The organism is Streptomyces sp. SJL17-4 (assembly GCF_036826855.1).
Taxonomy (GTDB): Bacteria; Actinomycetota; Actinomycetes; order Streptomycetales; family Streptomycetaceae; genus Streptomyces.
In genome coordinates this window covers 7075144-7087898 of sequence record NZ_CP104578.1, presented here as the reverse complement: position 1 = coordinate 7087898, position 12755 = coordinate 7075144, and the positions used below count along the sequence as shown (strand labels likewise).

The 12755-nt window shown below is 70.3% G+C and carries 11 protein-coding genes; all 11 read right to left on the bottom strand.

Features of this window, described 5'->3' with window-relative positions; translation table 11 throughout:
• Positions 1 to 48: 48 nt before the first annotated feature.
• Positions 49 to 1257: a methionine adenosyltransferase gene (metK, locus tag N5875_RS31960; RefSeq protein ID WP_318206762.1), complete on the bottom strand. Its 1209-nt coding sequence runs from the start codon at positions 1255 to 1257 to the stop codon at positions 49 to 51.
• 236 nt (positions 1258 to 1493) lie between these two features.
• The gene (coaBC, locus tag N5875_RS31955) at positions 1494 to 2705 is read right to left on the bottom strand and encodes a bifunctional phosphopantothenoylcysteine decarboxylase/phosphopantothenate--cysteine ligase CoaBC (RefSeq protein ID WP_338497666.1); all 1212 of its coding nucleotides are present in this window, start codon (positions 2703 to 2705) and stop codon (positions 1494 to 1496) included.
• A gap of 97 nt (positions 2706 to 2802) precedes the next feature.
• A complete protein-coding gene (gene rpoZ, locus N5875_RS31950) occupies positions 2803 to 3075 on the bottom strand; it encodes a DNA-directed RNA polymerase subunit omega (RefSeq protein ID WP_030316319.1) in 273 nt (90 codons plus the stop codon).
• Positions 3076 to 3139: 64 nt separating this feature from the next.
• Positions 3140 to 3712 (bottom strand): guanylate kinase, encoded by a 573-nt coding sequence (gene gmk, locus N5875_RS31945; protein WP_318206764.1) that lies wholly within the window; start codon positions 3710 to 3712, stop codon positions 3140 to 3142.
• A 73-nt stretch (positions 3713 to 3785) separates the two neighbouring features.
• Positions 3786 to 4109, bottom strand: coding sequence for an integration host factor (locus tag N5875_RS31940; RefSeq protein WP_030204477.1), 324 nt, complete (start codon positions 4107 to 4109; stop codon positions 3786 to 3788).
• Positions 4110 to 4452: 343 nt separating this feature from the next.
• A complete protein-coding gene (gene pyrF, locus N5875_RS31935) occupies positions 4453 to 5289 on the bottom strand; it encodes an orotidine-5'-phosphate decarboxylase (protein ID WP_318206765.1) in 837 nt (278 codons plus the stop codon).
• The gene (locus tag N5875_RS31930; RefSeq protein WP_318206766.1) at positions 5286 to 6395 is read right to left on the bottom strand and encodes a quinone-dependent dihydroorotate dehydrogenase; all 1110 of its coding nucleotides are present in this window, start codon (positions 6393 to 6395) and stop codon (positions 5286 to 5288) included. The genes pyrF and N5875_RS31930 overlap by 4 nt, the downstream gene beginning before the upstream one ends.
• A 55-nt stretch (positions 6396 to 6450) precedes the next feature.
• Positions 6451 to 9768 carry a carbamoyl-phosphate synthase large subunit gene (carB, locus tag N5875_RS31925; RefSeq protein ID WP_318206767.1) on the bottom strand — a complete coding sequence of 1106 codons (3318 nt, stop codon included), beginning with the start codon at positions 9766 to 9768 and terminating at the stop codon, positions 6451 to 6453.
• Positions 9761 to 10903, bottom strand: a complete 1143-nt coding sequence (gene carA / locus N5875_RS31920; RefSeq protein WP_318206768.1) for a glutamine-hydrolyzing carbamoyl-phosphate synthase small subunit — start codon at positions 10901 to 10903, stop codon at positions 9761 to 9763. Before carA ends, carB begins: the two co-directional genes overlap by 8 nt.
• Positions 10900 to 11472: a hypothetical protein gene (locus N5875_RS31915; RefSeq protein WP_338497663.1), complete on the bottom strand. Its 573-nt coding sequence runs from the start codon at positions 11470 to 11472 to the stop codon at positions 10900 to 10902. Before N5875_RS31915 ends, carA begins: the two co-directional genes overlap by 4 nt.
• Complete coding sequence (locus N5875_RS31910; RefSeq protein WP_318206770.1) at positions 11469 to 12755, bottom strand: dihydroorotase; 1287 nt, start codon at positions 12753 to 12755, stop codon at positions 11469 to 11471. Before N5875_RS31910 ends, N5875_RS31915 begins: the two co-directional genes overlap by 4 nt.

Genomic DNA, 12755 nt, shown 5'->3' with positions numbered 1-12755 from the left:
CCCGGCACCCTCATGGGTGCCGGGCTTCGGTCACGTGCGTCCGGGGCCTTACAGGCCGGCGGCCTGCTTCAGGGCGTCCACGCGGTCCGTGCGCTCCCAGGTGAAGTCCGGCAGCTCGCGGCCGAAGTGGCCGTAGGCGGCGGTCTGGGAGTAGATCGGGCGGAGCAGGTCGAGGTCACGGATGATCGCGGCCGGGCGGAGGTCGAAGACCTCGGCGATGGCGTTCTCGATCTTCTCGTTGTCGACGGTGTTGGTGCCGAAGGTCTCGACGAAGAGACCGACGGGCTCGGCCTTGCCGATCGCGTAGGCGACCTGGACCTCGCAGCGCGCGGCGAGGCCGGCGGCGACGACGTTCTTGGCGACCCAGCGCATGGCGTAGGCGGCCGAGCGGTCGACCTTGGACGGGTCCTTGCCGGAGAAGGCGCCGCCACCGTGGCGGGCCATGCCGCCGTAGGTGTCGATGATGATCTTGCGGCCGGTGAGGCCGGCGTCGCCCATCGGGCCACCGATCTCGAAGCGGCCGGTCGGGTTCACCAGGAGGCGGTAGCCGTCGGTGTCGAGCTTGATGCCGTCCTCGACGAGCTGCTTGAGCACGTGCTCGACGACGAACTCGCGGATGTCGGGCGCGAGCAGCGACTCCAGGTCGATGTCGGACGCGTGCTGCGAGGAGACCACGACCGTGTCGAGGCGGACGGCCTTGTCGCCGTCGTACTCGATGGTGACCTGGGTCTTGCCGTCGGGGCGCAGGTACGGGATGGTGCCGTTCTTGCGGACCTCGGTGAGCCGGCGGGAGAGCCGGTGCGCGATGTGGATCGGCAGCGGCATCAGCTCGGGGGTCTCGTCCGACGCGTAGCCGAACATCAGGCCCTGGTCGCCGGCGCCCTGCTTGTCCAGCTCGTCCTCATCGCCCTCGACCCGCTTCTCGTACGCGGTGTCCACACCCTGGGCGATGTCCGGGGACTGAGACCCGATGGACACCGACACGCCGCAGGAGGCGCCGTCGAAGCCCTTCTTCGAGGAGTCGTAGCCGATCTCGAGGATCTTGTTCCGGACGAGGGTCGGGATGTCCGCCCACGCCTTGGTGGTCACCTCACCGGCGACGTGCACGAGGCCGGTGGTGATCAGCGTCTCGACGGCGACGCGCGAGGTGGGGTCCTCCCGCAGCAGTGCGTCGAGGATGGTGTCGCTGATCTGGTCAGCGATCTTGTCGGGGTGTCCCTCGGTGACGGACTCCGAGGTGAACAGACGACGGGACACAACGCTCCCTGGGGTTGCAGCGGCTGCTGGCTCTTCGTTGACGGACCGGCAGGGGGCTGCGCCCCAAGACGTTCCGCGGACAGTCTATCGGTCGTGGTCGTGGGATGGACCAGGTGTCTCGCCTGGCGAATGCCCTGAGCGGGTGAATCCGGCCGCTTCGCGGCGGGTGAAGCCCCTGATGGGGCGTACATCACACGCGCCCCGCTGGATTCGTGGTCCCCTCGGCACGAGATGCGTCAGGTCGAGGCGCGCAGCCGCGGCAGGACCAGGTCCCAGACCGTCTCCGCGAGCGCTTCCTTCGGACCGTACGGTACGGGGGTCTCGGCGCCGTCCGAGGCGAGCACGACGGCCTCGTTCTCCTCGGAGCCGAAGGTCTTGCGCTCCCCCACCTCGTTGACGACGAGGAGGTCGCAGCCCTTGCGGCGGAGCTTCTCGCGGCCGTTGGCGAGGACGTCGTCGGTCTCGGCGGCGAACCCGACGACCACCTGTCCCGGCAGGGCGCGGTCGGCGGAGATCTCGGCGAGGATGTCGGGGTTGCGGACGAGCTCGACGGTGGGCGCTCCGCCGTCGTCCTTCTTCTTGATCTTCCCGGTGGCGTAGACGGCCGGGCGGAAGTCGGCCACGGCGGCCGCCATGACCACGGCGTCGGCGTCGGCGACGGCCTTGAGTACGGCCTCCCGGAGCTGGACGGCGGTGCCGACGTGGACGACGTCGACGCCCGCCGGGTCGGGGATGCCGGTGTTGGCCTCGACGAGCGTGACCCTGGCCCCCCGGGCGGCGGCGGACCGCGCGAGCGCGTAGCCCTGCTTGCCCGAGGAGCGATTGCCCAGGTAGCGGACCGGGTCGAGGGGCTCCCGGGTACCGCCGGCGCTGACCACGACATGCCGGCCGACGAGGTCGGCGGCGGCGGTGCCGCGGGCGAGGATCCTCCGGCAGATCTCGAAGATCTCCGCCGGGTCGGGCAGCCGGCCCTTGCCGGTGTCGACGCCGGTGAGGCGGCCGACGGCCGGCTCGATGACGACGGCGCCCCGGCGTCGCAGGGTCGCCACGTTCTCCTGGGTCGCCGGGTGCTCCCACATCTCGGTGTGCATGGCGGGGGCGAAGACGACGGGACAGCGGGCGGTGAGCAGCGTGTTGGTGAGCAGGTCGTCCGCGAGGCCGTGGGCGGCCTTGGCAAGCATGTCGGCGGTGGCGGGGGCGACCACGACGAGGTCGGCGGCCTGGCCGATCCGGACGTGCGGCACCTCGTGGACGCTCTCCCACACCTCGGTCGAGACGGGGTGGCCGGAGAGCGCGGACCAGGTGGCCTCGCCGACGAAGTGGAGGGCGGAGTCGGTGGGGACGACGCGGACGTCGTGGCCCGACTCGGTGAGCCGCCGCAGCAGCTCGCAGGCCTTGTAGGCGGCGATGCCGCCGCTGACCCCCAGAACGACCTTCGGCTTGGTCACCACTGCCACTCCCCGCACTCGGATGCCTACGACTCCATGAGACACCACAGGCCCGGCGGATGTTCCGCCGGGCCTGTGGTGAAGGAACGTGACGTGCTTACGTGGCCGGGCCCTCGATGGCCTCGGACGTCAGCAGACCCGCGTTGATCTCGCGCAGGGCGATCGAGAGCGGCTTCTCGTGGACGTGGGTGTCGACCAGCGGACCCACGTACTCCAGCAGGCCCTCGCCGAGCTGGGAGTAGTACGCATTGATCTGACGCGCGCGCTTGGCCGCGTAGATCACGAGGCTGTACTTCGAGTCCGTGGCCTCGAGCAGCTCGTCGATCGGCGGGTTGATGATGCCCTCGGGCGCGGTGATGGAAGAGGACACGCTCTACCTTCCGAAGATGGAAAAAGGATCGGACAACCGTTGGGTGTCCGGGGGAACAAGTGGATCATTCCCCAGAAGTCAACAGCATCAACGTTAGCAGCTCGCGCGCAACGTCCTCGACGGAGGTGTTGACGAGCGTGGTGTCGAACTCCGACTCGGCGGCCAGCTCCACCTTCGCGGCGGCGAGACGGCGCTCGATGACCTCGGGCGACTCGGTGCCGCGGCCGGTGAGGCGGCGGACCAGTTCCTCCCAGCTCGGCGGGGCCAGGAAGACCAGCTGGGACTCGGACATCGAGTCCTTCACCTGGCGGGCGCCCTGGAGGTCGATCTCCAGGAGCACGGGCTCGCCGGCGTCAAGGCGGTCGAGGACCGCGCGGCGCGGGGTGCCGTACCGGTTGCCCGCGAACTCGGCCCATTCGAGGAGCTCACCGTTGGCGATCAGCTTGTCGAACTCGTCGTCCGCCACGAAGAAGTAATGGACGCCGTGCTTCTCGCCGGGGCGGGGCTTCCGTGTCGTCGCCGACACCGAGAGCCAGACCTCGGGGTGGACCTTGCGCATATGAGCGACGACCGTGCTCTTGCCGACCCCTGAGGGGCCGGAGAGCACGGTCAGCCGCGGACGTACCTCTGCTGCCATGCAGCGATTATTCCAGCTTTACCGGTGTGCCCGGGACGCGTGCCCCGGATCCGAAGCCGGACCGGTCGCCGGATCAGGCGCCGGTGCTGCCGAACTCGCGCTCCAGGGAGGCGATCTGGTTGGAACCGAGACCGCGCACTCGGCGGCTCTCGGAGATGCCGAGCCGCTCCATGATCTGCTTGGCGCGGACCTTGCCCACGCCGGGCAGGGACTCGAGCAGCGCGGAGACCTTCATCTTGCCGATGACGTCGTTCTCCTGGCCGGTCTTGATGACCTCGTGAAGGGAGGCGCCGGAGTGCTTGAGTCGATTCTTGACCTCGGCCCGCTCCCGGCGAGCCGCGGCGGCCTTTTCGAGCGCGGCTGCGCGCTGTTCAGGGGTAAGGGGCGGAAGAGCCACGCCTACGTCACCTCGGATGTCGATCTGTCGGATACGGACCGGTGAGGAACCTCGCGCCCCACACCAGTGGAGCAACGCTCAACGGAGTGGTCGTTGAACGCCTGCTCTGCCCCGGAGACTAGCGGCCGAGGCCGCTCCAGTCAGCGAGAACGGAGGAAAAGTCCTGGTCAGCATCGACCGACCGGGACTTTTCCGGCAAAACGACCCGGTTTTGAGCCAAGTTTTCGTCAAGGAGTGAGACGGCCCGGTGGGACGGGTCGTCCCACCGGGCCGGTCACCGGGCCGAAACAGGTCCGACATCCGGGTCGATCCGCTCCGACCTGCGGAGAGACCGTGGAGCTCGTTACCCGCCGACGGCCGCGCGGATCTCGTCCGCGTACCGGTGCGCCGAGTCCCGCAGCGCGGCGGCGTCCGGTCCGTGCCGCAGGACCCCGCGGCTGACGTTCGGGACGACGTTGCCGACGGCCGCGCCGAAGACGGCCGGGAGGTCGGCCGGGGTCGCGCCCTGGGCGCCGATGCCGGGGGCGAGGAGGGGACCGTTGATGTCCAGGTCGAACGAGGACAGGTCGCCGAGGGTGGCGCCGACGACCGCGCCGAAGGAGCCCATCGGGGTCTCCCCCGCGTTCTCCGCGGCGAGGTGGGCCAGCATGGTCGCGCCGATCGTGCGACCGTCCTCGCGGACGGCACGCTGGACCTCCGCGCCCTCCGGGTTGGAGGTCAGGGCCAGGACGAAGAGACCGGCGCCGGACTCGCGGGCCAGGTCGACGGCCGGCTTCAGGGAGCCGTAGCCGAGGTACGGGGAGACCGTGAGCGCGTCGGAGAAGAGCGGGGAGTCCTTGCGCAGGTAGGTCTCGGCGTACGCGGCCATGGTGGAGCCGATGTCGCCGCGCTTGGCGTCCATGACGACCAGACCGCCCGCCGCGCGCAGATCGGCGACGGCGCGCTCCAGGACGGCGACGCCGCGCGAGCCGAAGCGCTCGAAGAAGGCGGACTGCGGCTTGAAGACGGCCACGGTGTCCGCGAGCGCCTCGACGACGGTGAAGGTGAACCGCTCGAGACCGGCGATGTCGTCGGTCAGGCCCCAGGAGTCGAGCAGGGCGGCGTGCGGGTCGATGCCGACACAGAGCGGACCCCGCTCATCCATCGCGGAGCGCAGACGGGTGCCGAAGGAGAGCGTCACGGGGTGGCCTTTCGGGAGTCGGCGCCGACGGCCTCGGCGAGGGTGGCGTACGGGGAGGCCGCGAGGCGCGCGGCGAGGCCCTTGTGGATCGCGCGGGCATAGAACGGGCCCTCGTAGATGAAGGCGCTGTAGCCCTGGATCAGGGTGGCGCCGGCGAGGATGCGCTGCCAGGCGTCCTCGGCGTTCTCGATGCCTCCGACGCCCACGAGGACCAGCCGGTCGCCCACGCGCGCGTGGAGGCGCCTGAGGACCGCGAGGGAGCGCTCCTTGACGGGCGCGCCGGAGAGGCCGCCGGTCTCCTTGATCAGCGCGGGGTCGGACTTCAGGCCGAGGCCCTCGCGCGCGATGGTGGTGTTGGTGGCGATGATGCCGTCGAGGCCGAGCTCCAGGGCGAGGTCGGCGACCGCGTCGACGTCCTCGTCTGCCAGGTCGGGGGCGATCTTGACCAGGAGGGGGACGCGGCGGTCGGTGACCGTGCGGTCGGCGGCTTCCCGTACGGCCGTGAGGAGCGGGCGCAGGGACTCGGTGGCCTGGAGGTTGCGCAGGCCGGGGGTGTTCGGCGAGGAGACGTTGACGACGAGGTAGTCGGCGTGCGCGGCGAGACGCTCGGTGGACTTCACGTAATCGGCGGCGGCCTCGGCCTCGGGGACGACCTTCGTCTTGCCGATGTTGACGCCGACGACGGTCCTGAAGACCGGTACGCGCGCGTGGAGGCGTTCGGCGACGGCGGCGGAGCCCTCGTTGTTGAAGCCCATGCGGTTGATGAGCGCGCGGTCCGGGATCAGCCGGAAGAGGCGCTTCTTCGGGTTGCCGGGCTGGGCCTCGCCGGTGACGGTGCCGATCTCGACGTGGTCGAAGCCGAGCATCGACATGCCGTCGATGGCGACGGCGTTCTTGTCGAAGCCGGCGGCGAGCCCGAAGGGGCCGTGCATCCGCAGGCCGAGGGCCTCGGTGCGCAGTTCCTTGTACCGGGGCGCGAGGACGGCGGCGACGAAGGTCCGCAGGACGGGGACGCGGGCGGCGAGGCGGATCCAGCGGAAGGCCAGGTAGTGGGCCTGCTCGGGGTCCATGCGCTTGAAGACGAGCTGGAAGAAGAACTTGTACATGTGGGTGTCCTCAGCAAGAGGGGGACACCGTTTCCGGTGTCCCCCTCGTGGGTTGCTAGTCGCGGGCCGCGGTCAGGTGCTCCGCGTGTTCCTGGAGCGAGCGGACCCCGACATCGCCCCGGTTGAGCGCGTCGATGCCCTGGACGGCCGCGGCGAGCGCCTGGACCGTGGTGAGGCACGGGACGCTGCGCGCCACCGCGGCCGTTCGGATCTCGTAGCCGTCGAGGCGGCCACCGGTGCCGTACGGGGTGTTGACGATCAGGTCGACCTGGCCGTCGTGGATGAGCTGGACGATCGTCTTCTCGCCGTCGGGGCCCTCGCCCTCGCTCAGCTTGCGGACGATCGTGGCGTTGATGCCGTTGCGCTTGAGGACCTCGGCCGTGCCCGAGGTGGCCATCAGCTCGAAGCCGTGGGCGACCAGCTCGCGCGCCGGGAAGATCATCGAGCGCTTGTCGCGGTTGGCGACCGAGATGAACGCGCGGCCCTTGGTGGGCAGCGGGCCGTAGGCGCCGGCCTGCGACTTGGCGTACGCCGTGCCGAAGACCGCGTCGATGCCCATGACCTCGCCGGTGGAGCGCATCTCCGGGCCGAGGACGGTGTCGACGCCGCGGCCGTGCACGTCGCGGAAGCGCGACCACGGCATCACGGCCTCCTTGACGGAGATCGGCGCGTCCAGCGGCAGGGTGCCGCCGTCGCCGGTCTTCGGCAGCATGCCCTCGGCGCGCAGCTCGGCGATGGTGGCGCCGAGCGAGATGCGGGCGGCGGCCTTCGCGAGCGGGACGGCGGTCGCCTTCGAGGTGAAGGGGACGGTCCGGGAGGCGCGCGGGTTGGCCTCCAGGACGTACAGGATGTCGCCGGCCATGGCGAACTGGATGTTGATCAGGCCGCGCACGCCGACGCCCTTGGCGATGGCCTCGGTGGAGGTGCGCAGGCGCTTGATGTCGAAGCCGCCGAGGGTGATCGGGGGCAGGGCGCAGGCCGAGTCGCCGGAGTGGATGCCGGCTTCCTCGATGTGCTCCATGACGCCGCCGAGGTAGAGCTCGTGGCCGTCGTAGAGGGCGTCGACGTCGATCTCGATGGCGTCGTCGAGGAAGCGGTCGACCAGGACCGGCCGGGTGGGGCTGATCTCGGTGGACTCGGCGATGTACGACTCCAGGCGGGCCTCGTCGTACACGATCTCCATGCCGCGGCCGCCGAGCACGTACGAGGGGCGTACGAGGACGGGGTAGCCGATCTCGTCGGCGATGGCCTTGGCGCCGGCGAAGGTGGTCGCGGTGCCGTGCTTGGGGGCCGGGAGGCCCGCGTCGGCGAGGACCTGGCCGAAGGCGCCGCGGTCCTCGGCGGCGTGGATGGCCTCCGGGGAGGTGCCGACGACCGGCACGCCGTTGTCCTTGAGCGCCTGCGAGAGGCCCAGCGGGGTCTGGCCGCCGAGCTGGACGACGACACCGGCGACGGGGCCGGCGAGGGTCTCGGCGTGGACGATCTCCAGGACGTCCTCGAGCGTCAGCGGCTCGAAGTACAGGCGGTCGGAGGTGTCGTAGTCCGTGGACACGGTCTCCGGGTTGCAGTTGACCATCACGGTCTCGTAGCCGGCGTCGCTCAGAGCGAAGGAGGCGTGGACGCAGGAGTAGTCGAACTCGATGCCCTGGCCGATGCGGTTCGGGCCGGAGCCCAGGATGATCACGGCAGGCTTGGTGCGGGGCGCGACCTCGGTCTCCTCGTCGTACGAGGAGTAGAAGTACGGGGTCTTGGCGGCGAACTCGGCGGCGCAGGTGTCGACCGTCTTGTAGACCGGGCGGACGCCGAGGGCGTGCCGGACCTCGCGGACGACGTCCTCGCGCAGACCGCGGATCTCGGCGATCTGGGCGTCGGAGAAGCCGTGGCGCTTGGCCTCGGCGAGGATCTCCGGGTGGAGCTTCTCGGCGGCGGCCAGCTCGTCGGCGATCTCCTTGATCAGGAAGAGCTGGTCGACGAACCACGGGTCGATCTTCGTGGCGTCGAAGACCTCCTGCGGGGTGGCTCCGGCGCGGATGGCCTGCATGACGGTGTTGATGCGGCCGTCGGTCGGGCGGACCGCTTCGCGGAGCAGCTCGTCCTTCGACATGGAGGCAGTCGGGTCGCCGACGAAGGTGAACTGCGAGCCCTTCTTCTCCAGGGAGCGCAGCGCCTTCTGGAGGGCCTCGGTGAAGTTGCGGCCGATCGCCATGGCCTCGCCGACCGACTTCATGGTCGTGGTCAGCGTGGAGTCGGCGGAGGGGAACTTCTCGAAGGCGAACCGCGGGGCCTTGACGACGACGTAGTCGAGCGTGGGCTCGAAGGACGCCGGCGTCTTCTCCGTGATGTCGTTCGGGATCTCGTCCAGCGTGTAGCCGACGGCGAGGCGGGCCGCGATCTTGGCGATCGGGAAGCCGGTCGCCTTGGAGGCGAGCGCCGAGGAGCGGGAGACGCGCGGGTTCATCTCGATGACGATGATCCGGCCGTCGACCGGGTCGATCGCGAACTGGATGTTGCAGCCGCCGGTGTCGACGCCGACCTCGCGGATGATCGCGATGCCGATGTCGCGCAGCCGCTGGTACTCGCGGTCGGTGAGCGTCATCGCCGGGGCGACGGTGATCGAGTCACCGGTGTGGACGCCCATCGGGTCGAAGTTCTCGATGGAGCAGACGACCACGACGTTGTCGTTCTTGTCGCGCATCAGCTCCAGCTCGTACTCCTTCCAGCCGAGGATGGACTCCTCCAGGAGCACCTCGGTGGTCGGGGAGAGCGTCAGGCCCTGGCCGGCGATGCGGCGCAGCTCCTCCTCGTCGTGGGCGAAGCCGGAGCCGGCGCCGCCCATGGTGAAGGAGGGGCGGACGACGACGGGGTAGCCGCCGAGGGTGTCGACGCCCTTGATGACGTCGTCCATCGAGTGGCAGATGACCGAGCGGGCGGACTCGCCGTAGCCGATCTTGGCCTTGACGGCCTCGACGACGCCCTTGAAGAGGTCGCGGTCCTCGCCCTTGTTGATGGCCTCGACGTTGGCGCCGATGAGCTCGACGCCGTACTTCTCCAGGACGCCCTGCTCATGCATGGAGATCGCGGTGTTGAGCGCGGTCTGGCCGCCGAGGGTGGGCAGGAGGGCGTCGGGGCGCTCCTTGGCGATGATCTTCTCGACGAACTCGGGGGTGATCGGCTCGACGTACGTGGCGTCGGCGATCTCCGGGTCGGTCATGATCGTGGCCGGGTTGGAGTTGACCAGGATCACTCGCAGGCCCTCGGCCTTGAGGATGCGGCAGGCCTGGGTGCCGGAGTAGTCGAACTCGGCGGCCTGGCCGATGACGATCGGGCCGGAGCCGATGACCAGGACGGACTGGATATCGGTGCGCTTAGGCACGCTCGGCCTCCATCAGGGATACGAAACGGTCGAAGAGGTACGCGGCGTCGTGCGGGCCCGCGGCCGCCTCGGGGTGGTACTGGACGGAGAAGGCCGGCTGGTCGAGCAGCTGGAGGCCTTCCACGACGTTGTCGTTCAGGCAGACGTGCGAGACCTCGGCACGCCCGAAGGGGGTGTCGGAGACCTTGTCGAGGGGCGCGTCGACGGCGAAGCCGTGGTTGTGCGCGGTGATCTCGACCTTGCCGGTCGTACGGTCCTGGACCGGCTGGTTGATGCCCCGGTGGCCGTACTTCAGCTTGTAGGTGCCGAAGCCGAGCGCGCGGCCGAGGATCTGGTTGCCGAAGCAGATGCCGAACAGCGGCGTCCTGCGCTCCAGGACGGCCTGCATGAGGGCGACGGGGCCGTCCGCGGTGGCGGGGTCGCCCGGGCCGTTGGAGAAGAACACGCCGTCCGGGGCGACCGCGTACACGTCCTCGACGGTCGCGGTGGCGGGCAGCACGTGGACCTCGATGCCGCGCTCGGCCATGCGGTGCGGGGTCATGCCCTTGATGCCGAGGTCGATCGCGGCGACGGTGAACTTCTTGGTGCCGATCGCGGGGACGACGTACGTCTCCTTGGTGGCGACCTCGGCGGAGAGGTCCGCGCCCTTCATCTCGGGCTGCTGGCGGACCTCGGCGAGCATGGTGCCCTCGTCGGGCAGCGCGCTGCCGGAGAAGATGCCGACGCGCATGGCGCCGCTCTCGCGCAGGTGGCGGGTGAGGGCGCGGGTGTCGACGCCGGAGATGCCGACGACGCCCTGCTCGCGGAGCTCCTCGTCCAGCGAGCGCCGGGCGCGCCAGTTGGAGGAGACGCGGGCGGGGTCGCGGACGACGTAGCCGGAGACCCAGATGCGGCCGGACTCGGGGTCCTCGTCGTTGACGCCCGTGTTGCCGACGTGCGGGGCGGTCATGACGACGACCTGGCGGTGGTACGACGGGTCGGTGAGGGTCTCCTGGTAGCCGGTCATGCCGGTGGAGAACACGGCCTCGCCGAAGGTCTCCCCCACGGCCCCGTAGGCGCGGCCGCGGAAGATGCGGCCGTCCTCCAGGACGAGTACGGCGGGAGTCTTGGCGGCTCCCCTTGTGGAGGTCGTCATCGTGCGATGCCTTCCGTCGTGTTGATCATGGAGTTGATGGTCTCGACCCAGGCGGTGTGCTCGGCCGCCCGGTCGGACCGGAAGCCGGAGTCGAGCAGCTTGTCGCCGTGCGTCCAGGTGATGATCAGCAGGCCGCCCTCGGCGAGGACCTTGCCCGCGATGCCCTTGTCGAGGCGGGCCTCGCGCAGGGCCTCGGCCGGGACGAAGAAGTCGTTCGCCCCGGGGCGTACGACCTGGATCCCGGCGTCGGTGAGCGTGAGCTCGACGCGGCTACGGGTGCCGAGGCCGTGGGCCACGATCCGGTCGAGCCACTGCCCGGCGGTCGTGGAGCCGTGGTAGCGCCCGCTGAGAGTCAGTTTCGCCGTACCGGCCGATTCGGGCGCGGTGGGGAGTTCGGGGAGGTCCGACTGGAGGCTGCCGCGCCACTTCCAGCCCTGGCGCATCAGCCAGTACACGAAGGCGATGAAGAGCAGCAGTCCGGCGACCCAGCCGAGCCGTCCGGCCCAGTCGGTCACCTCCGCCGACTTCTGCTCGGCAGCCTCTGCGGCGATTGCGATGAGTGGTGTCACGCCAGCTTCCCGTCCACGACCGTTGCCCGGCCCCGCAGGAAGGTGTGGGTGACGCGTCCCGGCAGCTCACGGCCCTCGTAGGGGGTGTTTCGGCTGCGGGAGGCGAAGTCCGCGGGGTCCACGACACCACGGTAAGCCGGATCGACCAGCGTCAGGTTCGCGGGCTCACCAGCCGAGACGGGCCGTCCGTGGCCCGTGGCCCGGCCGATGCGGGCGGGCGCGAAGGACATCCGGTCGGCGACGCCGGCCCAGTCGAGGAGGCCGGTCTCGACCATCGTCTGCTGGACGACGGAGAGCGCCGTCTCCAGGCCGACCATGCCCATGGCGGCCGCGGCCCACTCGCAGTCCTTGTCCTCGTGGGGGTGCGGGGCGTGGTCGGTGGCGACGATGTCGATCGTGCCGTCGGCCAGCGCCTCGCGGAGCGCGAGGACGTCCTTCTCGGTGCGCAGCGGCGGGTTGACCTTGTAGACGGGGTTGTAGCTCCGGACCATCTCGTCGGTGAGGAGGAGGTGGTGCGGGGTGACCTCGGCGGTGACGTCGATGCCGCGGGACTTGGCCCAGCGGACGATCTCGACGGAGCCGGCCGTGGAGAGGTGGCAGATGTGGACGCGGGAGCCGACGTGCTCGGCGAGGAGGACGTCGCGGGCGATGATCGACTCCTCGGCGACGGCCGGCCAGCCGCCGAGACCGAGCTCGGCCGAGACGATGCCCTCGTTCATCTGGGCGCCCTCGGTGAGGCGGGGCTCCTGGGCGTGCTGGGCGACGACGCCGTCGAAGGCCTTCACGTACTCCAGGGCGCGGCGCATGATCACGGCGTCGTCGACGCACTTGCCGTCGTCGGAGAAGACGGTGACGCCGGCGGCGGAGTCGTGCATGGCGCCGAGCTCGGCGAGCTTCTTGCCCTCCAGGCCGACGGTGACGGCGCCGATGGGCTGCACGTCGCAGTAGCCGGACTCCTTGCCGAGCCGGTAGACCTGCTCGACGACGCCGGCGGTGTCGGCGACCGGGTGGGTGTTGGCCATGGCGAAGACGGCCGTGAAGCCACCGGAGGCGGCGGCGCGGGTGCCGGTGAGGACGGTCTCGGAGTCCTCGCGGCCGGGCTCGCGCAGATGGGTGTGGAGGTCGACGAGGCCGGGCAGCAGGATCTGGCCGTCGGCCTCGATCACGGTGGCGCCCTCGGCGGACAGGCCGGTGCCGACCTCGGCGATGGTCTCGCCGTCGATCAGGACGTCCTGGATCTCGCCGCCCAGCACCTGCGCACCGCGGATCAGAGTCTTGCTCAT